15 protein-coding genes are annotated in these 23271 nt (G+C 73.5%); 10 read left to right on the top strand and 5 right to left on the bottom strand.

What is annotated here, in order from left to right; all coding sequences use genetic code 11:
• Nucleotides 1–106: 106 nt before the first annotated feature.
• From ACFYL6_RS15620 to ACFYL6_RS15595, 6 genes are all read left to right on the top strand, one after another.
• On the top strand, nucleotides 107–2947 hold the full coding sequence (locus ACFYL6_RS15620) for a tetratricopeptide repeat protein (RefSeq protein WP_387171609.1): 2841 nt from the start codon (nucleotides 107–109) through the stop codon (nucleotides 2945–2947).
• 192 nt (nucleotides 2948–3139) lie between these two features.
• Nucleotides 3140–5758 carry a fibronectin type III domain-containing protein gene (locus ACFYL6_RS15615; RefSeq protein ID WP_387171607.1) on the top strand — a complete coding sequence of 873 codons (2619 nt, stop codon included), beginning with the start codon at nucleotides 3140–3142 and terminating at the stop codon, nucleotides 5756–5758.
• A gap of 28 nt (nucleotides 5759–5786) precedes the next feature.
• Nucleotides 5787–6782 (top strand): MoxR family ATPase, encoded by a 996-nt coding sequence (locus ACFYL6_RS15610; protein ID WP_112583044.1) that lies wholly within the window; start codon nucleotides 5787–5789, stop codon nucleotides 6780–6782.
• Between the two features lie 14 nt (nucleotides 6783–6796).
• Nucleotides 6797–7978, top strand: a complete 1182-nt coding sequence (locus ACFYL6_RS15605) for a DUF58 domain-containing protein (RefSeq protein WP_387171605.1) — start codon at nucleotides 6797–6799, stop codon at nucleotides 7976–7978.
• Nucleotides 7975–10314 (top strand): DUF3488 and transglutaminase-like domain-containing protein, encoded by a 2340-nt coding sequence (locus ACFYL6_RS15600; RefSeq protein WP_387171604.1) that lies wholly within the window; start codon nucleotides 7975–7977, stop codon nucleotides 10312–10314. The genes ACFYL6_RS15605 and ACFYL6_RS15600 overlap by 4 nt, the downstream gene beginning before the upstream one ends.
• A 121-nt stretch (nucleotides 10315–10435) precedes the next feature.
• Nucleotides 10436–11239 carry a class I SAM-dependent methyltransferase gene (locus ACFYL6_RS15595; RefSeq protein ID WP_387171602.1) on the top strand — a complete coding sequence of 268 codons (804 nt, stop codon included), beginning with the start codon at nucleotides 10436–10438 and terminating at the stop codon, nucleotides 11237–11239.
• Between the two features lie 4 nt (nucleotides 11240–11243).
• On the opposite strand, the gene ACFYL6_RS15590 is transcribed toward ACFYL6_RS15595, so the two are convergent.
• Nucleotides 11244–12035, bottom strand: a complete 792-nt coding sequence (locus tag ACFYL6_RS15590; protein ID WP_387171600.1) for an SDR family oxidoreductase — start codon at nucleotides 12033–12035, stop codon at nucleotides 11244–11246.
• Complete coding sequence (locus ACFYL6_RS15585) at nucleotides 12032–13015, bottom strand: LLM class F420-dependent oxidoreductase (protein ID WP_387171782.1); 984 nt, start codon at nucleotides 13013–13015, stop codon at nucleotides 12032–12034. Before ACFYL6_RS15585 ends, ACFYL6_RS15590 begins: the two co-directional genes overlap by 4 nt.
• A gap of 154 nt (nucleotides 13016–13169) precedes the next feature.
• Between ACFYL6_RS15585 and ACFYL6_RS15580 the strand changes: the two genes are divergently transcribed.
• Both ACFYL6_RS15580 and ACFYL6_RS15575 read left to right on the top strand, forming a co-directional pair.
• Nucleotides 13170–14390, top strand: a complete 1221-nt coding sequence (locus ACFYL6_RS15580) for a low temperature requirement protein A (RefSeq protein WP_387171598.1) — start codon at nucleotides 13170–13172, stop codon at nucleotides 14388–14390.
• A gap of 47 nt (nucleotides 14391–14437) precedes the next feature.
• Nucleotides 14438–15301, top strand: a complete 864-nt coding sequence (locus ACFYL6_RS15575) for a DUF1028 domain-containing protein (protein WP_387171596.1) — start codon at nucleotides 14438–14440, stop codon at nucleotides 15299–15301.
• A gap of 63 nt (nucleotides 15302–15364) precedes the next feature.
• Here the strand turns inward: ACFYL6_RS15575 and ACFYL6_RS15570 are convergent, their stop codons facing one another.
• Together ACFYL6_RS15570 and ACFYL6_RS15565 are read right to left on the bottom strand one after the other, a co-directional pair.
• On the bottom strand, nucleotides 15365–16033 hold the full coding sequence (locus ACFYL6_RS15570) for a maleylpyruvate isomerase N-terminal domain-containing protein (RefSeq protein ID WP_387171594.1): 669 nt from the start codon (nucleotides 16031–16033) through the stop codon (nucleotides 15365–15367).
• A gap of 9 nt (nucleotides 16034–16042) precedes the next feature.
• On the bottom strand, nucleotides 16043–16930 hold the full coding sequence (locus ACFYL6_RS15565) for a phosphatase PAP2 family protein (protein ID WP_387171592.1): 888 nt from the start codon (nucleotides 16928–16930) through the stop codon (nucleotides 16043–16045).
• Nucleotides 16931–17100: 170 nt separating this feature from the next.
• On the opposite strand from ACFYL6_RS15565, the gene ACFYL6_RS15560 reads away from it, so the two are divergent.
• The gene (locus ACFYL6_RS15560) at nucleotides 17101–17769 is read left to right on the top strand and encodes a DUF3159 domain-containing protein (RefSeq protein ID WP_387171780.1); all 669 of its coding nucleotides are present in this window, start codon (nucleotides 17101–17103) and stop codon (nucleotides 17767–17769) included.
• A gap of 337 nt (nucleotides 17770–18106) precedes the next feature.
• Here ACFYL6_RS15560 and ACFYL6_RS15555 read toward each other — a convergent pair whose 3' ends face one another.
• Nucleotides 18107–21013: a glycoside hydrolase family 48 protein gene (locus ACFYL6_RS15555; protein WP_387171590.1), complete on the bottom strand. Its 2907-nt coding sequence runs from the start codon at nucleotides 21011–21013 to the stop codon at nucleotides 18107–18109.
• A gap of 845 nt (nucleotides 21014–21858) precedes the next feature.
• Here ACFYL6_RS15555 and ACFYL6_RS15550 point away from each other — a divergent pair.
• Nucleotides 21859–23202, top strand: coding sequence for a GH1 family beta-glucosidase (locus ACFYL6_RS15550; protein ID WP_387171588.1), 1344 nt, complete (start codon nucleotides 21859–21861; stop codon nucleotides 23200–23202).
• Nucleotides 23203–23271 lie beyond the last annotated feature (69 nt).

Below are 23271 nucleotides of genomic sequence, written 5' to 3'. Positions count from 1 at the left end.
GACCGCCTCGAACGCGCTGCTCAGGCCGCCTCGAACGGCCGCGGCGACACACCGTCGGAGCGTGTACGGGTAGCGTCCGGCGGTCCTCTGACGGCAGCATTGCCACGTGTCCCATCCCTCCCCCTTGGCAGCCGCCCAGCACCGAGCCCTCGCCCTGCGCGCCGCGGGCGACCTCAGCGCCGCCCGGCAACTGCTCGCGGAGGCCGTCGAATCCGCTCCCCCGCCGTACGGTGACGATCATCCGGAGATGCTGCACACCGCGCATGTGCTGGCACGGCTGCACCGGGAGGGGGACGACCCACTCGCCGCCCGCCGGGTGCTGGAGGAGGCGTTCGCGGCGGGCGAGCGGCGGTGGGAGCACTCCGACCCGCTGATGCTCGCGCTCGCCTTCGAACTCGCCGAGGTGGCGGAGGAACTCGGCAACCGGCACGAGGCCCGCCGCAACTACACCCGCGTCGCCACCGCCGGGCCCGCCGCGCTCGGGGAGAACCACCCGGCGGTACGCGCAGCCCGCGACTACCTCGGCCCACCCCCGTCGACGCCGGGCGCGCAGCACCCCGCACCTACGCCCGGTCCGGCCCCCGTCGCGATGACCGACCCGGGTGCCCGGTCGGCGCTCTCCGGCCCGACCCTGTCGCTGGCGACCCTCGCCGCGATGCGGCCCTCCGCCAGTAGCCCGCCGCCCGCCGTCTCACCCTGGGCACCACCGCAACCGCCGGCCACGCCCCCACCAACCCCTCCAGCGGTACGCGCACCCGCCACACCCACGTCGCCCGGCAACGCCACCGCGACGCCCGTTCCAGCCCCTCGGGCAGCGCCCGTCCAGCCGGCAGCTTCCTCGATCGCGCCAGCGCAGCCCACGCCGACGGCCGCACCCGGACCTGCGATGCCGCCCCGCCAACGCGCCGACGCGCCACCGCCCGGACCGCCCCGGCCGGCGGTCGGCCCGATGCCCCGAACGAGGGTTGAAGGTCCGCCGACAACGCCGGCCGGGCCCGCCGTCGCACCCCGTCAGCGGGTGGGCGACCAGGCGTCCCCACCGGTGGTCGCCGTGCCACCCCAGCCGACAACCCCAACCGCCCCGGCGTCGACCGCCCCGCCGGCAACACCGGTGGTGCCGGCACCGCGCTGGGACAACCCCACGATCCAGGTACGGCAGATCGAGCCACTCCTCGCCGAGGAGGCCGCCCGAGCCGCCGCCCGGCCAACCGGGCCGAGCGAATCGCACAACGTGTCCGCCGCCGAGGCGACACCATGGGGCAGGCCCTCTCCGACCGTTGACCGCCCAGGGGCGGCGTACCCGGTGAGCGAACCACCGGCCCAGCCCACGAACGCACCGCCTGCGACCCCGCATCCGATCTCCGCACCACCCGACCAGCCGTACCCGGTCTCCGGACCACCGGCCCAGCCGTACCCGGTCTCCGGACCACCGGCCCAGCCGTACCCGGTCTCCGGACCACCGGCCCAGCCGCACCCGGTCTTCGGACCACCAGCGCAGCCGTACCCGGTCTCCGCACCACCCGGCTACGGCCAGCCCGTCTCCGCACCACCTGGGCACAGCCAGCCCGTCTCCGGACCGCCCGGCTACGGCCAGCCCGTCTCCGGACCGCCCGGCTACGGCCAACCCGTGTCCGGGCCACCCGGCTACAGCCAACCGGTGTCCGGGCCACCCGGGCACAGCCAACCCGTCTCCGCACCACCCGGGCACACCTACCCGGTGTCCGCGCCGCCCGGTTTCGGGCCGCCTGTCTCCGGGCCGCCCTACGGACCACCGATCTCCGCGCCGCCGGTGAGCGCGCCACCCGTGCCGCCCTGGGGGTTGACCGCGCCGCCCTGGAGCAGCAGCGCCCCACCGCAGCCCCTGCCAACTCCAGGTGCCGGCCCCGCCGAGCAGACGACGACGGCTGCGCAGGCCACGACCGCTGGGCAGGCCACGACCGCTGCGCAGGCCACGACCGCTGGGCAGACCACGGTGGCTGGACAGACCATGATGGACCCGGGCGGCACCGGTGCCGGTGGTGACTCCGGGCTGGGCATTCTCGACGCCCCGGTGGGACCGACCCGGCAGGCCCGTGGCGTGCCGTCCGACCAGACCGAGGTGTTCCCATCAGTTCCGTCGCATGGCGGCACGGCCGGGGTCGAGACCAGTCCGGGCTGGCCCGCAGCCAGCCAGCCAGCCCCGACGGGCGCACAGCCGCATCCCACGGCCGCACGGGCGAACCCCACCGCCGCCCCGGCGAACCCGAGCATCACTCAGGCAAGCCCCGTCGCAGCCTCGGCGGCGCCGGCCTGGTCACCGGGACTCGGCGTCGACCCGGCGCTGGCACCTCCAGCCGCACCGCCACCGGTACAGCAGTACCACCACCAGCCACCCCAGACGCCGTACACCCAGGACCAGGCGCCGTACCCGGGTCAGCAGTACCACCCGGCGCCGGATGCGTACCGGCCGGCGTACGCCGATGAAGGTGGGTCGACGGGCCGCAACCGGGCGGCGCTGATCGGCGCGGTGGTGGCGGCCGGGGTGGCCGTCGTGGCGGTGGCGGGCCTGGGAGCGGTGGTGCTGACCCGCGACGATCCACCGCCGACCGGGAGCGCGCCGACGGCGGCGGCGCCGGCACCGACGGCGGCCGGGCTTCCACCGGGCGACCTGAAGCTGCGGGACGATTCGACCACGATCACGTTGACCTGGACGGACCCGACCGGCGGGGCGGTGCCGTTCATGGTCGCCGCCGGCCGGGCCGGGCAGGCTCTGGGCGTGATCGCCACCGTGGACCCGGGCCGGACCACCTACACGGTCAACGGGTTGAACTCCCGAGTGGATCACTGTTTCACCGTGTTGGCGGTCTACTCGACTGACAGCTTTGCGACTTCGGGACAGGTCTGCACCGCCCGGGAGCGCACAGCCACGTCGAGCGGGGAGCCCTCCGGCCGACCGTCGCCGCGCTGAGTCGCCCCGAAACCGCGCGAGTCGCGTTGGAACCGGGCTGAGCTGGACGTCCACAACGCACACGCTCGGTATCCACAGGGGTGACACTGCGGGTTCCCCCGCCACCACCAGCGCCATATGATGGCACCCGGCTCAGGGGAGGGGTCGCCGCGAGGCGCGCCACCTGCCACGACTCAGGGGAGGCAGCCGGCTGTGGCCAGCATCGACGACGCCGTACAGACCGAGGCCCCCCGCTCCCGGTCCCGGCTGCGCGGCGGGCTGGTGACCGTCGGCACGGTCGCGGCACTGCTGGCCGCCATGGGGCTGACCGTCCTCGGGTTGGGCGCGGCGGACAACGCGGTGGCCAACTACGACGCGAGTTCCTGGCTGTGGAGCGCAGCGCGCAGCGAGCTGGCCCGGGTCAACGGGGTCACCGCCCGGGTCGACACCCGCACCGAGATCCCCGGTGCCCGGCAACATCCGATGCAGATCACCCAGACCGACCGGCTGCTGCTCCTGCGCGACCTGCAGACGGGCCAGGTCAGCTCCCTGGACCTGGCCACCCTCCAGCTCAGCGCGACCACCCGCACCACCCCCGGCCTGGGCGTCAGCGTCGCCCTACACGAGGACGCGGCGTTCGTCGTCGACGCCGTGCAGGGCATCGTCCGGCAACTCGACCCGCGATCGTTGACCCCGGTCGGCGAGCCGGTGCGCTACCCGCCCGGCATCACCGGCGGCACCTTCGACGGCAAGGGTCGACTCTGGATCGCGGTGCCCAGCCAGGGCACCGTCTCGGCGATCACTGCCGCGAAGCTGCCGTCCGCGCCGGCGACTGCGAGTGCCGGGCTCAGCCCGCAGCGGGTCGAGTCGTACGACGTCGCCGACGCCAGCCACGAGCTGGTTGTCTCCACCCTGGACGACGGGGTGGCGGTGCTCGACCGAACGGCCGGCAAGCTCGTGCGGGTGCAGCACGGTGAGGTCCACCCGACGCCGCTGACGCTGTCCGGCCCGGCGGCGCTGCCCGCGCGCACCAGCGGCCCACGGGTCCCCGTCACGGTGACCGCCGACCGGCGGGTGCTGCTCGTGGGTGACGGTGGGCAGGAGAGCGGGTTCACCGTGCCGGGTGAGGGGGATCGGCTCAGCCCGGCGGTGGCTTGGGCGAACCGCTTCTACTGCGCCGACGAGGCCACCGGCACCATCTACTCCTTCGACGCCGCGGGTCAGCTGGTGGAGACCATCCGCGGGCGGGCCAACGGGCCGCTGGAGCTGGAGGTCCGGGAGAACCACCTGTTCATCAACTCCCCCGACTCGGCGACCGCCCGGGTGGTGGACGACAAGCACCAGGTGCGCGAGGTCAACAAGTACGCCAACGACGTGCTCGGCGGCGACCCACCGCCGGTTCCGCCGCCGCCGCCTCCGCCGAAGAAGCCGCGGGTGGGCAAGCCGAGCGCACCGCGCAGCGTCACCGCCTCCGCCGGCAACGCCCAGGCGCGGGTGAGTTGGCGGCCGGCCGCCGCCAACGGCGCCGAGATCATCAAGTACGTGGTGGAGGGCGCCGACCAGCGCCTGGAGGTGGGCGCCAACCAGCGTGCGGTCGAGGTCAAGGGTCTGACCAACGGCGAGACGTACCGGTTCGCGGTGCACGCCGTCAACGCCAAGGGCGACGGCCCGCCGCGCACCAGCAACCCGGTGACGCCGACCGCCGCGGTGCCCGACCCGCCGGCGAGCGTCACCGCGCAGGAACGGCCGGACGGCACGGTCCTCGTCAAGTGGCCGGCGGCGAACGGGCAGGGCAACACCATCGCGAGGTACGCGGTGACGGCCAGTTCGGCGGGGACGAACGCGCCGGCCGGTGAGTCGACCAAGACGGAGCTGGTGGTGCCCGCCGGTGAGCTGGAGTTCGGCACCCAGTACGCGTTCACCGTCGTGGCGGTCAACAGCAAGGGCGCCGGGTCGGCGGCGTCCCCGGTCAGCAACACGGTCGTGCCCTTCGCCGCGCCCGGTCGGCCACTCGACCTGCGCGCCGGCACGGTCGCCAACCAGCCGGGCGCGGTGACGGTGCAGTGGGCGCCGGCCGAGGCGAACGGTCGACCGGTGACGAAGTACCTGGTGGACGTCGGCGGGCGGGTCAGCGAGGTGACCGACACCCGCACGACCGTCACCGGGCTGGGCAACGGGCAGAACGTCACGGTGAAGGTGAAGGCGGTCAACGAGGCCGGCCCGGGCCCGGAGGCCACCGCCACCGCCCGCACGGTGGCCGAGCCACGGGTCACGGTGACCGGCTCCTCGTCGACGGCCACCGGGGCGACGGTCACGTTCACCGTGGACGCCGGTGGCGGTCAGGCCACCTGCGCGCTGACCACGGCGGGCGAGCCGGCGAAGGCCGGGGCGTGCTCCAGCATCACGATGACGGGCCTGACGCCGGGCACCGACTACACGTTCACGGTGACGGCGAGCAACGCCGCCGGCAAGGGCACCGCGACGCGGGCCCAGAAGACGCAGCCGCTGTACGGGATCGCGACCTGCCGCAACGGCGTATCGGGCCCGGAGGCGAGCTACTGCACCCGGGAGATTCCCGGCGAGCGCAACGGCAACGAGATCTTCGAGGTCACCCGGCAGGACAACGACCGGCAGGCGGGCTGGGTGCCCAACGGCGAACGCTTGCAGGCGTACTGCAAGAAGTCGGGCGAAGAGGTCTACGCCTACATCTACAACAACAACAAGCGCAGCACCTGGTGGGTGCAGGTCAGCTACAAGGGAAAGAACTACATCCCCTGGGCCTGGCTCAACCTGGAGGGCGGCGACAACATCAACGTCCTGCCCACCTGCTGAGGACACCAGGCGAGGAGCACCACCGACCGTGAACACCCACGAGCCGCTCACCCAACCGGAGGTGCAGGGTTTCGCCGCCCTGGCCGCCCGGCTGGCCGAGAACGTCAACGCGGTGGTGCTCGGCAAGCCGCAGGTGGTGCGGCTGGCGCTGACCGCGCTCTTCGCCCAGGGCCATGTGCTGCTGGAGGACGTGCCCGGGGTCGGTAAGACGACCCTGGCACGGGCCATCGCCGCCACGGTGAAGGGCGAGTGGCGGCGCATCCAGTTCACGCCCGACCTGCTCCCCTCGGACGTGTCCGGTGTGACGATCTTCAACCAGGCGACCCGGGACTTCGAGTTCCATCCGGGGCCGGTCTTCGCCAACATCGTCATCGCCGACGAGATCAACCGGGCGTCGCCGAAGACCCAGTCGGCGCTGCTGGAGGTGATGGAGGAACGCACCGTCACAGTGGACGGGGTCCGGCACCCGGTGCCGTCGCCGTTCCTGGTGGTGGCCACCCAGAACCCGGTGGAGATGGACGGCACCTACCGGCTGCCCGAGGCGCAGTTGGACCGTTTCCTGGTGAAGCTCTCCGTCGGGTACCCGGACGAGGCGGTCGAGGTCGAGGTGCTGCGCGGCGCGACCGTACGGTCTCCCGAGGCGCTCGCCCCGGTCACCGACACCGCCACCGTCGGCGAGATGGTCCGGATGGCCCGCCGGGTGCACATCGCCGAGCCGCTCTACGCGTACGCGGTCCGGTTGGCCGCGGCCACCCGCACCCACCCGCAGGTGCGCGTCGGGGTCAGCCCTCGGGGCGTGATCGCGTTGACCCGTGCGGCGTGCGCGTACGCGCTGATCGACGGGCGGGGCTGGATCATGCCGGAGGATCTGAAGGCGCTCGTCGAGGCGGTGTTCGCGCACCGGCTGCTGCTCACCCCGGACGCCCAGGTGCGCGGGATGACCCCCGCGGAGGTGCTGCGCCAGGCGGTCGCCTCGGTGCCGGTGCCGCTGCCGTCGGGGCAACCCGCTCCGGTGCAGGGCTGACCGGCAGCAGCGCGATGGGGATCACCGCCCGTGGAATCGGGCTGCTCGTTGCCGCCGTGGTGCTGCTGGGGGCGGGTTTCCGGTTCGCGTACCCCGAGTTGACGCTGCTCGGCGCGGCGGCCGGCGCGGCCGTCGGCTACGCGGCGCTGGTCGCGGTCTGGCGGCCCCGGCTGACCGTGACCCGCCGCGCGGACCCGGACCGGGTGGCGCGCGGCGAGCCGGCGAGCATGACGTTGACCGTGCGCAACACCGGGCGGCTGCGCTCGGCGAACCTGCTGGCGGAGGACCGGTGCGGGACGCGGACGGTGCCGGTGCCGGTGCTGCGCCTGCGACCCGGCCGGGACACCGAGGTCCGCTACGACGTGCCGACCGACCGTCGTGGGGTGGTGCCGGTCGGTCCGCTGCGGGTGACCCGGCGCGACCCGCTGGGGTTGGTGGCGCTGGCCCGCCCGTACGGTGCGGCGGTGCCGGTCTGGGTGCACCCCCGCATCCACCCGCTGACGGCGGTGCCCAGAGGTGCGGGGCGCAGCCTCGACGGCCGGGTGGACGGGGTACCGCACGGGTCGATCACGTTCGACTCGCTGCGGGAGTACGTGGTCGGCGACGAACTGCGCCGGGTGCACTGGCGCACCAGCGCCCGGGTGGGTGAGCTGATGGTGCGGGAGAACGTGGACACCAGCCTGCCGCGCCTGGTCGTCCTGCTGGACAACCGCGTCGCCGCGCACCCGCAGCGGGTCGGCGGGGTGGCGGAATCGTTCGAGTCGGCCTGTGAGGCGGCGGCGTCGATCGTCACCGCCGCGCACCGCGCCGACCTGCCGGTGCTGTTGCTGTTGGTCGGCGCCGAGCCGGCAGAGCCCGCGGAGGTCACGACGGCCGACGGCGGGGCCGACGGCCCGCTCGGGCCGCTGGACCGGCTCGCCGCCGCCGAACTGTCCACCGACCGAGACGCGGTGCGGGCGGCCACCACCCGGCTGCGGCAGGACCGGCTCGGCGACACGCTGATCTTCCTCACCGGGCCGGGCGGCCGGGACGAGCTGGGACACGTCGGGGCGCTGCGCGGGGCGTACCCGTCGGTGGTGGTCGGGGTGTTCGGCGCGGCCGAGCCGACGCCGCCGGGCACCGCCGGCCTGGTGGTCGTCGACGCCGCGGACGGCGCGCAGTTCGCCGCCGAGTGGGACGGGGTACGCCGGTGGTGACGGGCGCCGTGCGGGTGCTGCGGGCGGCCGTCCTTCCGCTGGCGTTGATCGGGCTGACGGCGCTCGCCGGGGTGGTGCTCGCCCGGGTGTACGCCGGTGCCCTGCTCACCTGGCTGGTCGTCGGCGCGGCGGCGGGCTCGGTGCTGGTCAGCGTGGCCGCCCGACGGCTGCCGTCGTGGCTGGTGGCACCGGTGTCGGTGGCCGCGATGGCCGGCTGGACACTGTGGTCGCTGCGGCTGGCCGCCACCCGCGCGGAGGTGCCGGGCGGCCTGCTGGAGGTCACCGCGGACGCCGCCCGCAACGGCATCCCCCGACTGCTCACCGCGATGATCCCGGTGGAGCCCACACCGGACACGGTGCTGGTGCCTGTCGTCGCCGCCTGGCTGGCCGGGCTGACCGGCGCGGAGGTGGCGCTGCGCACCGGCCGGGTGCTGCTGGGTTACCTGCCGGCGGCGGGGCTCTACGCCGCCGCCCTCTACGTGGTCGGCCCGAACGCCGAACCGGCGCTCGGGTCGACGCTGGCGTTCGTCGCGGTCGCGGCCCTCGGCCTGGCCACCCCCACCCAGACGGCGCCGGGCGGCGGCGACCCGACCGCCGAGCTGACCCCCCGGGTACGCGCGGCGGTGCGGCTGCGACTGGCCACCAGCGCGGCGCTCGGGGTGGCCCTGGTGGTCGGGCTGGTCGCGTTGCTCAGCCCGCTCGTCGCCGAGCAGGTCGACGGCCGGCCGGTGGACCCCCGCCGGTACGTCGAACCGCCACAGGTGCAGACGCTCGACGAGAACCCGTTGATCCGGATCTCCGGATGGGCGCTGCACCCGGAGCAGAAGCTCCTCGACGTGAGCACGGAACGACCCGACGTACCACCCGCCGACGCCCCGCCAGCGCCTGACACCGCGCGCAGTGTGCGGATCCGGTTGGCGGTGCTCAGCGACTACGACGGAGTGACCTGGCGCGTCGGCGCGACGTACCGCAACGCCGGGCGGATCCTGCCGGCCGCGACTCCCGCCCGGGACAGCACCCTGCAGACGGTCCGGCAGCAGATCAGCGTGGCCGAATTGAGCGGTCGGCTACTGCCCGCCGTGGCGACGCCCCGGGAGGTCAGCGGGGCACGGGTGGCGTACGACCCGGCGAGCGGAACGCTGATCCGGCCGGAAGGGCTGACGCCGGGGCTGCGGTACACGGTGACCTCCGCCGAGGAACGCCCGGACTCCAACCTGTTGGCCACCGCGAACGTGCCCGCCGGCGACGAGGTGGCCCGGGTACTGCGGGTCGCCGACGGGGTACCCGACCCGATGCGCCGGCTGGCCACCCAACTCGCCGAGGAGAACGGCGCCCCGTACGCCCGCGCCTTGGCGATCGAGGCGTTCCTGGCCGAGCACTACCGGGTGGTGGCGGACGCCCCGAGCGGGCACGCGTACCCGAATCTGGGTTTCTTCCTGTTCGGACCCCGCAACGGCGGCGGGCAGGAGGGCACCTCGGAGCAGTTCGCGGCGGCCTTCGCGGTCCTCGGCCGGCTCTCCGGGCTACCCACGCGGGTGGTGGTGGGCTTCCGGACCAGCGGGCAGGGGCCGGTGCTGGCCGGTGACGCGTACGCCTGGCCGGAGGTGCTCTTCGACGGGCTGGGCTGGGTGTCGTTCGACCCGCTACCCCGCCCGAACGACGAACCGAGGCCGGTGGAGGAGGACTTCCCCCCGACGCCGGAAGACCCGCCGCCGTCGGAGGCACCCGCACCGACCGCCGAGCCGAGCGCCGCACCGGAACCGGCGACCGCCGCCGACGCCCCGCCCGCCTCGAACGGGCTGTCCACGCCGGTGCTGGTCGCCGGCGGCAGCAGCGGCCTACTGCTGGTGGTGGGAGCACTCCTGCTCACCCTGCTGGCCATGCGCCGCTCCCTCACCCGCAGCCGGCTCGTGCGGGGCGACCCCGGCCAGCGCATCGCCGGCGCCTGGCGGGAGGTCACCGACGCGCTCCGGCTGGCCGGGAAACCGGTCGGGGACGACCTGGCCGCCACCGAGGTCGCCAGGCACGCCCGCCGAACCCTGGCCGAGGCCCGAACCGGCACGATCGGCGACACGACCGCCGCCCCGGACGCCGTCGCGCCCACCGCCGGTACGGCGGAGGCAGACGCGTCCGGCCCGGCCGTCGACGAGTTGGCGACCCTGCTCAATCAGGTGGGCTTCGCCCCCGGCGCCGCAACGCCCGACCAGGCCACCCGGGCCGCCGACGTGGCCACCGCGTACGTGGCCACCCTGCGCTCCGCCCGCCCCTGGTGGCGCCGCCTGCTCTGGTCCGTGCACCCCGCCCCCCTGCGCCGCGCCCGCCGCTCCCCCCGCTGATCAAGAGCTTTGCGTCGACTGCGGGCCCACTTCTGACCCAAACTTCTTGATCACCGGCGGCAGGATCAACGGGGACCGAAACACGCTGGCGGTACGTGTGCGCAACGATGACCATCAGAGCGTGGACCAGCATTCGAGTGACATCGTCGACTACTACACGCAGCGCTACCGCGAGGACCAGCGGCTCACCGGCAGGCCACAGGCGCGACTGGAGTGGACCCGCACGATGCAGCTCCTGCGGGACCTCCTGCCCGGTGCCGGTGCCCGGGTGCTGGACATCGGCGGCGGTACCGGCGAGTACGCGCGGGCCCTCGTCGTCGCCGGCTACGAGGTCCGCCTCGTCGATTTGGTGCCCAACCACGTCGCGCAGGCCCGCGACGGGCACCCTCCGGTCGAGTCGCAGGTGGCCGACGCGCGTGCGCTTCCCGACGCCGACGGCGGGTATGACGCCGCGCTGCTGCTGGGTCCGCTGTACCACCTGATCCGCCGCGACGACCGGCTCCAGGCCCTCCGCGAGGCGGTCCGGGTCACCCGCCCCGGCGGTCTCGTCGTGGCCGCCGTCATCTCCCGCTTCGCCGGCCCGTTGGACTTCGCGGCCACCGGACGACTCGACGAGAGGCTGCTCGACGAGGCCAGGGCGCTGCTGAGCGACGGCGTCAACGACCCGCGGATCGGTTTCACCCACGCCTACTTCCACCGCGTCGAGGAGATCACCGACGAGTGCGTGGCCGCGGGGCTGACCGACGTCGTCGTACACGGGGTGGAGGGCCCGGCCTGGACAGCGGCGGAGGCCGCGGCGAACGGACCGGCGCAGGACGCCGTCTTCGCCGCGGCGTTGGACCTCGCCCGGCTCTACAGCAGCGAGCCGGCGCTGATCAGTTCCAGCGCCCACCTCCTGGCCGTCGGACGCGTTCCAACGCGGTAGCGGGTCAGGCGGTCAGCCGGCGGATGAGTTTGCGCATGCCGGCCTGCCAGCCGTCCGGGTCCTCGGCGCGGCGGCGCGCGTAGTCGGCGACCTCGGGGTGCGGCAGGATCAGGAACCGTTCCTCGGCCAGCCCGGCGATGGCCGCGTCGGCGACCTGGTCCGGGGTGAGCACCGCACCGGACGCGGCGACCACCCGGGCGCCCAGGTGACCGTCGGCGAGCCCGTCGGCGAGCATCGGGGTGTCCACCCCCTGCGGGCAGAGCGCGCTGACCCGGATGCCCCGGTCCCGGTAGGTGATCGCCAACCACTCGGCGAACCCCACCGAGGCGTGCTTCGTCGCGGTGTACGCGGCGTCGCCCACCGCCGTCAGCACACCGGCCGCGGAGCAGGTGTGCAGCAGGTGCCCGCCGCCCCGGGCCAGCATTCCGGGCAGCACCGCGCGGGCCGAGTAGACGTGGGCGAGCACGTTGACCCGCCAGGAGCGGTCCCAGCCGGCGTCGTCGACCTCAACTCCCCCGCCGGTGGTCACCCCCGCGTTGGCGCAGAACAGGTCGATCCGGCCGTACCGCTGCTCGGTGTCGGCGACCAGCGCGCGGACCTGCTCCTCGTCGGTGACGTCGAGGGCGCGGGGGTGCGCGACCGGGCCGATGCCCTCGGCAACCGCGCGGGCGGCGTCGGCGTCCAGGTCGGCGACCACCACGGCGGCGGCCCCCTCGGCGGCGAACCGGCGCGACAGCGCCGCGCCGATGCCACCGGCCCCGCCGGTGACCACCACGACCCGGTCGGTGAGGTTCACGCGGACGCCTCCACGAGGTTGGTGCCCAACCGGGCGATGAGGCTGAGCAGCGCGGTCGCGCCGCCGGCGGTGACCTCGGGGGTGGGAAGCAGCGCGAAGACCGGCACGTCCACCCCGTTGTCGGCGTAGCGGCGCACCTCGGCGCGGCACCGCTCCGGTGAGCCGTGCAGCACCAGCGCGTCGACCACCTCGTCGGGCACGGCCGCGCTGGCGCCACGCCGGTCACCGGCGGCCCAGGCCGCCCACATGGGCGCGAGCGTCTCGTCGCGGCCGAGCCAGCGGTGGAACTCCGCGTACGCCGGAACGGTGAGGTAGCTGGTGATGAGCCGACGGCCCAGCGCCCGGGCGTACGCGGCGTCCTCGGTGGGGCAGACGAAGATGCGGGCGGCGACCTCGAAGCCGGCGCGGCGCTCGCCCAGCTCGGCGAGGGCACGCGGCACGTCGTCGGCGCTGAGCCAGTTGAGGATGACCCCGTCGGCCTCCGCGCCGGCCAGCCGGAGCATTCCCGGGCGCAGCGCGGCGAGCAGGATCGGTGGCGGCACCGCCGGCGGTCGTTCCAGCGTGAACCGGCGGACGGCGAACGTGTCGTAGACCTCGTCGACGGTCTCGCCGGCCAGCGCGGCGCGCAGGAAGCGCAGCACGTCGCGGGTGCGGCGGAACGGCTCCTCGAACGGCACCGCGTTCCAGTCCCGGACCAGCACGGGTGAGGACGCGCCGATGCCGAGCGAGAACCGGCCCGGCGCCGCCTCGGCCAGCGCCGCCGCGCTCATCGCCAACAGCCCGGGCCCCCGGGTGAAGACCGGCGTGATCGCGGTGCCGAGCCGCAGCCCGGGCTGCCAGGCCGCGGCGAGCGCCAGCGGGGTGAACGCGTCGGTCCCGGCGACCTCGGACGACCACACGTCGGTGAACCCGGCCCGGTCGAGGGCCGCGTAGGCCGCGTCGTGCTGCGCCAGCGCGATCCCGCCCAGCGGCACCGTCATGCCCCATCGATTCGTCACCGATCGATCGTGCCCGTTGACGCCGGCCCGAGCAAGATCCCCGGGTTGGGCAGAATCGCCGGTTTCCGGCCGTGCGCGCCGGTGGGAAGTGCTACCACTTCGAGGTGGACCGGACCGACGGCGCAGGCCGCTGACCATGGGTTCCAGGGCGGCGGGACACCTGGAGCCGGTCCCCGCGGCGGTCACGCCCGGCCGGGCGACGTTCCTGGAACTCTTCTTCGACCTGGTATTCGTCTTCGCGCTCACCCGGATCTCGGCGCGCGCGTTCGAGGACCTGACCCAGGACCCGGGCCGGGAGCACGGCTGGGGGACGGTCACCGGCGGCGGCAAGACACTGCTGTTGCTGCTCGCGCTCTGGGCGGTCTGGCAGGGCACCGCGTGGACGACCAGCCGGTACGACCCGTACCGGGTGCCGCTGCAGACCGTGGTGATCACCGCGTTGGTGTGCAGCATGGTGATGGGGGTGGCGGTCCCCCGCGCGTTCAGCGCGACCGGACTGATGTTCGCGGTGGCGTACGTCATCGCGCAGGTGACCCGGCCGGTGATCCTGTCGATCGCGCTCGGACCGCACCCGTACCGCCGGTTGAAGGTGCGCATGGCGGTGGTCTTCGCCGTCACCGGGGTGCTCTGGATCAGCGGCGCGATGTTGACCACCAACGCGCAGGTGGTGCTCTGGTCGGCGGCGCTGCTCATCGAGTACCTGGCCGGCCGTTACGGCTGGCCGGTACCCGGCCTGGGTCGTTCGACGGTCTCCAAGTGGGAGATCGCCGGGGAGCACCTGGCCGAGCGGTACCAGCAGTTCTTCCTCGTCGCGCTGGGCGAGACGATCCTGGTGGCGGGGTTCGCCTACAGCGCGGGGCCGTACGAGGCGGGGCACGTGTGGGCGTTCGCGCTCGCACTGGCCACCTCGATCATGTTGTGGCGCATCTACGTGCAGCGGGCCGGCCGGATCCTGGGCGAGGCGGTGATGAAGGCCCGCCACCCCGCCACCATCGGCCGGTCGGCGGCCGACACCCACCTGCTGATGGTGATCGGTCTCGCTGCCACCGCCATCGGCTACGAACTGATCATCAACCATCCGCTGGAGCGGATCCCCGGGCCATGGCTGGCCATGGTGCTCGGCGGGCCAGCCCTGTTCCTGGCCGGGCGGGCCCGCCTGGAGTACGAGGTGTTCGCCCGGGTCTCCCCGTCCCGGTGGATCGCCCTCACGGTGCTGGTGGCGTCGTCGGTGCCGCTGCTGTTCCTGCCCGGTGTGGTCTCGACAGCGGTCGGGGCGGTGGTGCTGGCCGCGGTCGCGGTGGCGGACGCCCGACGGGCCCACGGCGCCCCACCGGAAGCCGCCGCACCGCCGTTCTGAGCCTCGCGGGTCGATGTGGCGCCGGCGCGGACGGTTACTCTCGGCCGGTGACCTTCTCGCTCGTCGCCCGCTCCGCCGACGGCCGCCTGCACGGCGTGGCCGTCGCCAGCAAGTTCCTCGCCGCCGGGGCGCTGGTGCCGGCCGCCGCCGCCGAGGTGGGCGCGCTGGCCACCCAGGCGCACGTCAACCTCGCCTACCGCCCGCAGGGCCTCACCCTGCTGCGCACCGGGGTCGCCGCCGCCGACGTGGTGGCCGGGCTGATCGCCGCCGACCCGGAGCGGGAGCACCGCCAGCTCGGCGTCGTGGGGGCCAGCGGTTCGGGCGCCACCTGGACGGGGCCGGCCTGCCATCCGTGGGCCGGCGGGCGGACCGGCGACGGCTGGGCCGCACAGGGCAACGTGCTCACCGGCCCGGAGGTCGTCGACGCCCTCGGCCAGGCCTGGCAGGCGAATACGGCGCTGCCGTTCGCCGAGCGGCTGCTCGCCGCACTGCGCGCCGGCGACGAGGCCGGCGGAGACCGGCGTGGCCGGCAGAGCGCCGGCCTGCTGGTGGTCGAACGCGGCGGCGGGTACGGCGGCACCAGCGACGTGGTGGTGGACCTGCGCGTGGACGACCACCCGGCCCCGGTAGCCGAGCTGGGTCGCCTGCTCGCCGTGCACACCATGCTGTTCGGCAAGCCCGACCCGGCCACCCTGCTCGACCTGAGCGGCGCGGTCGCCGCCGAGGTGGCGGCGCTGCTCGGCGCGCTGGGCCACCCGGTGCACCAGGCCGGCACGGAGGCGGCGTTGATCTCCTGGGCCGGGTTGGAGAACCTGGAGGAGCGGCTGGTGCCGGGGCGGATCGACCCGGTGGTGCTGACACACCTGCGCGGCGTCGCCCCGCACGTCCCCGCCCCACGCTCCGCGAGCTGACTGGTCAACGCCAGCAGCTAGAGGCGAGCAGCGACCGAACGGCCGCGGCTCGGATGACCCGGGTCAGCGGCCGAAGGCGAGCCAACGGAAGCCGGCGGCGTCGATCGCGGCCCGTTCCGCGGCGGTCAGCACCGCCCGGCCGGTGGCCTTGCGGATCAGGGTCAGCCGGTCCCAGCTCAACCCGGCCGGTGTCGGTCGTCCGCCGGTGAGCAGCTCGGCGATGACCACCGCCGCCGGTGGGGTGAGCCACGGGGGCCGGCCCAGCGCGGCGGCCAGATCCAACCCGTGCACACCCACCTCGACGACCCGGGTCCGCAGGAACTCGTCGAGGCGCATCGCGTCGCCGTGCCGGGTTCGCACCACCCGGTCGGGCGGCGCGGCGGCGACCGCCGCCTCGGTGGCCCGCCAGGCCCGGTCGAACTCGGTCGCCAGCGCCGCCCGGTCCACCCGTAGCGCCTCCCGCTGGCCGCCGGCGATCCGGTCGGCGTCGACCTCGGCGGTGAACTTCGCCGCCCCGAAGTAGCCGGCGGCGTCCACCTCGGCGCGGGGTGGGGCGGGCGCGGCGAGCATGTCGGTCAGCCGGCCGGCCCCGGTGCGGGTGTGCGCGATCAGGTCCCGGACGTTCCACGGAGGGCAGTCGCTGGGCCGGTTGAGATCGTCGTCGGTCAGCTCGGCAAGGATCTCGGTGAACCGCGCGCACTCGGCGGAGAACGCCGCCCGGACCGGCTGCACCGGACGGGATCAGCCCTTGACCCGGGGCACCAGCCGGTGCACGACGCTGAGCACCAACGCCATCACCACCGCCATCGTGCCGGCGATCCCGGCGGCGCTGCCCGCGTACCCGACGAACAGGGGGCGGCGGGCCAACTCCTCCGGCCCGGTGTCGCGCAGGTCGAGCAGCCAGGACAGGGACAGCCCGCAGGCGACCAGGGCGAGCACCCCGCCGAGCCCGAGCACCAGCGCCGCGACCCGGTGCGCGTCGCCCGGGGCGATCTCGGCCTGCTCCCGCTGGGTGACCAACAGCAGCAACCCGGCCAACGCCGCCCACACGCCCACCACCAGGTACGCGGCGACGGCGTCGCTGGGCCGGTGCCAGCCGGCGGAGAGGGTGGCCACTCCGGCGGCGGCGGCGTAGCCGGCACCGATGAAGGCGCCGACGGCCCGCACCTTGCGCGGCAGCACGAGCATCAGCGCGACCGCCACCGAGGCGGCCACCGTGGCGTGCCCGCTGGGCAGGCTGTTGCCCACCGCGGCGCGTTCCGGGTCGAGACCGTAGTCGGGCCGGTTCAGCCCGTACTTGAGCAGTTGGGTGGTGACGTTCGCTCCGGCGATCAGCAGGGTCGCGGTGATCGCCAGGGCGATCCGCCCCCGGATCAGCGCGATGAACCCGATCGTCGCGGTGGCGGCCAGCAGCGAGACCACCGACATCGCGTTGAGGATCTTATCGACCGGACCGTCGATGGTGTCCTGCCCGATCCGGTTGCCGGTGAGGGCGACCGTGTCCACCCACTGACCGATCTCGAGGTGCACGGCCACCCGCCACACGGCGAGGAAGGCAGCCGCCTGGACGAGGGCCAGTACGACCAACCAGACCGCGGTCCAACCCCGTGCCGTCGCGCGCATCCGCACACCGTAGCGGCAGGTGTCGGCGGTCCGAGCGGTGGCCCGCCATCCATCGCCGGTTAGGTTGTGCCGGAGGCGAGGAGGCGGTGGTGAGCGGAACACCGGAGCGCGACAGCGGCCCGGCGCAGCCCGGTCCGGAGCAGCGCAGGAGCGACGACCCGGGGTCGGCAGGGCCGGTGCCAACCGGCGCCGACACCGGTCCGGCAGGGCCGGCGCGGGCCGAGTCGCTGACGGATCTGCTGGGCGGGCGACGTGGCGCCATCGACGCCACCCTGCCGCCGCTGGCGTTCGCGGCGGGCTGGCTGCTGGGCGGCGAGTCGCTGTGGGGTGGGGTCGGCGCGGCGCTGGCCGTGGGCGCGGTGGTGGCGGGCGTACGGCTGCGTCGGGGTGACCGGCCGCGTTCGGTGCTGATCGGGCTGCTGGCCGTCTGCGTCGCGGCGTTGATCGCGGTGCGCACCGGCCGGGCCGAGAACTTCTTTCTGATCCAGGTGCTCTCCAACGCCGCGAGCGCTCTGGCGTGGACGGTCAGCATCGTGGTGCGCTGGCCACTGCTCGGCGTGCTGGTCGGCGCGGTGCTGGGCCAACGGGCCGGGTGGCGGCGCGACCCGGCGCTGCTGCGCGGGTACGGGCGGGCCAGTTGGGTGTGGACGGCTACCTACCTGCTGCGGCTCGCCGTGTTCGTGCCGCTCTACCTGGGCGGGCAGGTGCTCGCGCTGGTGGTGGCCCGGGTGGCGCTGACCTGGCCGCTGGTCGCCGCGGCGCTGGCACTGAGCTGGGTGGTGCTGCGGCGCTCGCTGCCGGCCGGGCACCCGGGGCTGCGTCACCCGGTCACCCCGCCTCGCTGACCGCCGGGGCACGGCCGGGCTCGGGGGCAAAAAGCAGCCGGGCTCGGGGCAAAAAAAGTGGAGAGGCCGCCACGGGGGGAGCGGCCTCTCCGGTGACGTACGTTACTCCGTCACGGACCTCGGTGTGATCCCGCGACGGCCCGAATTTCTGGGCTTTTTCGCGGTTGGCTTCAGTCCGGGCGGTGGGGTGGGCCGACCGATCCGCTGCGTCGGCCAGATGGCCGGCCCACCCCGGCCTGACCGTGGGTGTCAGGCCGTCCGCCAGCCCTGGTCCGTCGTTCCCCGGACCGGGCCGGACCCCGGGGTGGGCGGTCCACGCCACCCACCCCGGGTCGCCTCAGCCGTTCGGGAACAGGCTGCCGTAGTCGGCGTACGCCATGGCGACGTCAGCCTGCGCCCAGAACCGGTGGTAGTTGAAGCTCGGCTCCGGACCACCGTCCAGGTACGCCTGCACCTTGGGCCAGTCCGGGTCGTTCTTGTAGAAGGACCGGATGTCGAGGAAGCTCTTGCCGGCGGCGATGGCGTCGCCGTTCGGCATCTTCCCGGTCCAGCCCGGCGGGACGTAGACTCCCTGCCCGGTGGACGCGTTGTAGACGTCGTCGAAGCGCCGGTAGTCGCCACGCTTCTCGGTGGTGGAGACGCCCTTGGCGTCGCTGGCGGCCGACAGCGCGTCGAGCAGACCCTTGGCGGTGTTCTTCGCCGCCACATTGCCCGACTTGGCCGCGTACGCGATCAGGGTTCGGGCGTAGGCGGCGGCGACGCCGACGTCCTGGCCCTTGCTGATCACCTCGACGTGCAGGTTGGTGTTGGGCTGCGGGCTGGACGGGTTCCAGGTGGTCGGCTGACCGGTCCACGCCATGTCCGACGGGATCGACCAGTTGGTGCCGACGGTGGTGTTGGCGATCGCCCACGGCACCCACTTGTCCAGCAGCGCCTTGGCCTTCGCGTTGCCGGTCTGCAGGTACAGCTCGGCGATGCGCTGCATCGACCACGCCTGCATGCCGAACCACTGGTTCGACGGCGGGTCGTTGTAGACCGGGTCGACGTCGTAGAACATGCCGTAGAAGGTGCTGGTGCCGGCCGGCGGCTGGGCGTAGCTGCCGTCCCAGCTGTTGGTCGCGCCGCCGGCGATGCCGCCCTCGGCGGACTGCAGCCAGGTGTAGAACTCCAGCTGCCGCTCGAAGCTCTTGGTCCAGTCGGCGACCGCTGTCGACGACTGCGGCTTGAGCTCCGGGGTGTTGGTCAGCGCCCAGGCCGCGAACGGGTTCTGGTAGCCGAAGTGGTTGTGGCTGGAGCCGATCCGCCAGGACCAGTTCTGGCTGGCGTCGTACGCGCCACCCCAGGCGTAGTACCAGGACAGCAGGTAGTGCGCCGAGTCCTTGCCGCTGCCGGCGGGGCAGGTGCTGGCCCCGACGCAGTTGCCGATCTTCTTGAAGTACTTGTCGAACATCGCGTACCGCAGGTAGTCGCCCATCTTGGCGGCCTTGGTGATGGTGGCCGCGACATCGGCCTGCTTGTTCTGCGCCTTGGCCCAGGTCAGCGCCCAGTACGCGGCCTGCACGGCGCGGGCGTCGGCGTCCGGGGCGTTGGTGTACTTCCACTGCTTGGCGGGGGCGCCGGTGTCCTTGACGAACAGGTCGAGGTATCCGTACTGACCGCCGTGCTTGAAGGTGTCGCAGGACGGCTGCGGGATGGTCTCCCACACCGACTCCTGGGTGCCCCGCTGGAAGGTGTTGATGTAGGCCGGCTTGGTGGTGCCGTCACCGCAGCGGCCGAAGCCGTAGGTGTTGTCGACGTCCATCAGCCAGTGCATGCCGTAGATGTCGCCGGTGCCGTAGGTGGACTGCAACTCCGAGCGGAGCGGGTCCTGACCGACCGGGACGTTCGGGTTCAGCGCCGACGGGTACTGGCTGGGCAGGTTGTACTCCGCGGCGTACTGCGGGGTGCCCGCGGAGCCGGCGGTCGGCTGGTCGGCGTGCGTGGGGATGATGTACTTCTCCATCACCGTCCAGGCGTTGTTGAACGGGGCCCAGTTCTGGGTGACCCGCCCGTAGTTCGCCTCCAGCCAGAGCCAGAAGCTGAACGCCTCCGAGGTGGTCTCGTGACCGTGGTCGGGTGCCTCCACGATCAGCGTCTCCACCGAGTGGTACGGCACGCCCTCGGGGCTGAAGTAGCCCGAGTTCTTGATCTTGCCGTACTGGTCGAGGAACTTCGCGATGTAGGTGTTGTCGCCGCCCGGGGTGTCGTTGTCGATCTCGGTGGCGGTGACCGCCAGCGAGGCGAGACCCGTGGCGGAGGCGGTGATGGTGGCGGCGCCCCCGACGGTGTCGGTGTCCTCCGCCGCGGCGACCGTGACGGTGACCCCGGTGTTCCAGTTACTCGTGGTCAGCGTGGCGGTGGCCGGCGAGACCGTGACGTCGGTGTCGCCGGTGCGGGTGAGGGTGACCGGCACACTCGCCGTCGGCGCGGCGCTGAGCTTCAGGTTGAAGGTGCTGGTGCCACCCTCGGTGACGCTCACCGCGGACGGAGTGGCGATCAACGTCGGGCCGCTGGCGGTGCCGACGGTGAACGCCTTCTCGTCGACCCCGATGCCGTTGGCGTTGTCGTACGCCTTGGCCTGGACGGTGTAGCTGCCGGCCGGCAGGTCCTCCTGGGTGTAGGCGTACGGGGCGCTGGTGTCGGTGTTGATCAGCAGGCCGTTGCGGTAGAACTCGACCTTGCTGATCGTCCCGTCCGGGTCGCTGGCGGTGGCGGTCAACGGCACGTCGGCCGGCGCGGTGAACGGCCCGGCCGGCAGGCCGAGGGAGACCGTCGGCGGCTGGTTGGCCGGGGTGCCGTTGCAGGGGGTGCCGTTCAGGGTGAACGCGGTGGGCTTCGGGTTGCTCCCCGAGTGGGCGCCGTTGAAGCCGATGGTGGTGGAGGCCCCGGTGCCGAGGTTGCCGTTGTACGACTCGTTGGTCGCGGTGACCTCGCTGCCGGACTGGCTGAACTTGGCCGACCAGCCCTGGGTGACCCGCTGACCGCTGGTCGGGAAGGTCCACTTGAGCGTCCAGTTGCTGACCGGGTCGCCCAGGTTCTTGATGGTGACGTTGGCGGTGAAGCCGGTGTTCCAGTCGTTGGTCGCGTAGACCACGTCGCAGGCGGGTGCGGCCTGTGCGGCGCCGGCAGGCAGGGTCACCCCGCCGATGGCGAGCAGCGCGGCGGCGGCGAGCGCCACGCGGCGGCGTATTGCCAGTTGTCTCATGTGCGCGGTGTCTCCTCGGACCAGGCCGGGATGGTTCTCCGGCGAGGCGCCTGCCCGCGAGGGTGGTGGTCCGCGGGGATGTCGAGGCGCCGGGAAGGTGGTCTTCCCCGGGCCCGGCCGGGGTAGGGCGGTGCGGCCCGCACGGGAGGGGGTCCCGCCGGCCGCGCTCGGGTGACCGTGACCGGAGCTGGTGCTGCCGGTTGCCCTCGGTGGACCCGCACTCACGCGATGTGGCTCGTGTCGCGTCGAATCGACAGTGTGCCATGGAAGCGCTCCCACAACAAGCGCACGGAGCGCCGGATCAGCTCCTTGTTTCGATCTCGTTTTGGGGCTTTCACAATGGCGTGACGGGCGTTACAGTCGCAACATCGGTCGATGGGAGCGCTTCCATCGACAAGGTTCCAACAAGAAGATCGCTGGGGTCGTCTCTGACGAGCCCGGGGAACCAGACCGAGGGCCGACGACGGGCCAGCCCGGACGCCGTCGTCAGCCATCGTCCCGCCACAGGGAGGGAGGTGGAACCAGAGCCACTCGCGTGGCCCGGCTCCCGCGCGACACGCACGGCAGGACCCAAATTCCGCCCGTGTGTGTGCAGTTACGGTGGGGACGGGGGTTGCCCTCCCCCGTCCCCACACTAAACCCCCGTACACGATAGGAAAAGAGGCCGACGGGACAGGCGCGCCGCGCCGCCCGGACGGCCTCGTTCGCTGCTCGGGGCCACACCCGCATCCCATCCGCCAGCGCCGGCCGTTCTGACGGCCGGCTGACCGGCCGGCAGCGCCTGCCCTATCATGGGAGCGCTCCCGAAACTTTCGGCGGTGGCCCCGTATCCATGAGGAGAATCCATGTCGATACCTATTGGGCCCGCCGGCCCGCTGCGCTTCCCGGACAACTTCGGCTGGGGCGCAGCCACCTCCGCGTACCAGATCGAGGGCGCCGCCAAGGAGGACGGGCGCGGCGAGTCGGTCTGGGACACCTTCAGCCGCGTCCCGGGACGCACCCGCAACGGCGACACCGGCGACGTGGCCATCGACCACTACCACCGCTACGCCGAGGACCTCGACCTCATGCGCGACCTCGGGTTGCGCAGCTACCGCTTCTCCATCTCCTGGCCCCGGATCCAACCCGACGGCACCGGCACGCCCAACCAGCGCGGCCTCGACTTCTACCGACGCCTCCTCGACGGCCTGCACGAGCGCGACATCACCCCGATGGCCACCCTGTTCCACTGGGACCTCCCGCAGGCGCTCCAGGACGCCGGCGGCTGGGAGTCACGCGACACCGCCCACCGCTTCGCCGACTACGCCGACGTGGTCTTCCGCGCCCTCGGCGACCGGGTGCCGGCCTGGCTCACCATCAACGAGCCCAAGACCGTCGTGCAGAACGGCTACCTCACCGGCCACCACGCCCCCGGCCGGCAGGACCCGGACGCCGCCTACCTGGTCGCCCACCACCTGCAACTCGCCCACGGGTTCGCCGTCGGCGCGCTGCGGGCCAGCGGCAGCGACAGCCGGATCGGCCCCGCACTCAACCTGCACCCCTGCTACCCCGCCGACGACTCCCCGCAGGCTGCCGCGGCCGCCCACCTCTACGACGCCTACGAGAACCGCCTCTACCTCGACTCCCTGTTCAAGGGCAGCTACCCGGAGGACCTGCTGGCCGACCTGGGCCCGCAGAGCCGCATGGTCCAGGGCATCCGCGACGGCGACCTGAAAATCATCTCCTCGCCGGTCGACCTGCTGGCCGTGCAGTACTACACCCCGATCTACGTCACCGCCGACGGCGGCACCGCGCACCGCTGGGCGACCTCCGAGGCCGAGTGGCAGCAGATCTACCCCGAGGGGATGTACGACCTGCTGACCCGGATCACCCGCGAGTACGGCCCGATCCCGCTCACCATCACCGAGAACGGGCTGCCCACACCGGACACTCTGGACGCGGACGACACCGTCCAGGACACCGGCCGGATCAGCTTCCTGCGCGACCACCTCACCGCCGCGCACCGCGCCATCGCCGACGGGGTGCCGCTGGAGAGCTTCCACGTCTGGTCACTGCTGGACAACTTCGAGTGGGACCAGGGCTACGACCAACGCTGGGGCCTGGTCTACGTGGACTACCCCACCCAGCGGCGGGTGCTCAAGAGCAGCGCCACCTGGTACCGCTCCGTCATCGCCGCCGGCGGCTTCTGAAGGCGCCGCCACCCGGACGGCCGGGCCCGGACGGCTCGGCTCGGGTGAGCCGGTGACCGTCCGGGCCTC

The organism is Micromonospora sp. NPDC007208 (assembly GCF_042869175.1).
In the GTDB taxonomy this organism is placed as follows: domain Bacteria; phylum Actinomycetota; class Actinomycetes; order Mycobacteriales; family Micromonosporaceae; genus Micromonospora; species Micromonospora foliorum.
The sequence above is the reverse complement of the archived record's forward strand: the minus strand, read 5'-3'. Positions and strand labels throughout refer to the sequence as shown.

Excerpts from the sequence above, each read along its gene's own strand:
- ACFYL6_RS15555 (WP_387171590.1), bottom strand. The coding sequence starts at position 21,013 with ATGAGACAACTGGCAATACGCCGCCGCGTGGCGCTCGCCGCCGCCGCG.
- ACFYL6_RS15580 (WP_387171598.1), top strand. The coding sequence starts at position 13,170 with ATGGGTTCCAGGGCGGCGGGACACCTGGAGCCGGTCCCCGCGGCGGTC.
- ACFYL6_RS15550 (WP_387171588.1), top strand. The coding sequence starts at position 21,859 with ATGTCGATACCTATTGGGCCCGCCGGCCCGCTGCGCTTCCCGGACAAC.
- ACFYL6_RS15585 (WP_387171782.1), bottom strand. The coding sequence starts at position 13,015 with ATGACGGTGCCGCTGGGCGGGATCGCGCTGGCGCAGCACGACGCGGCC.
- ACFYL6_RS15605 (WP_387171605.1), top strand. The coding sequence starts at position 6,797 with ATGGGGATCACCGCCCGTGGAATCGGGCTGCTCGTTGCCGCCGTGGTG.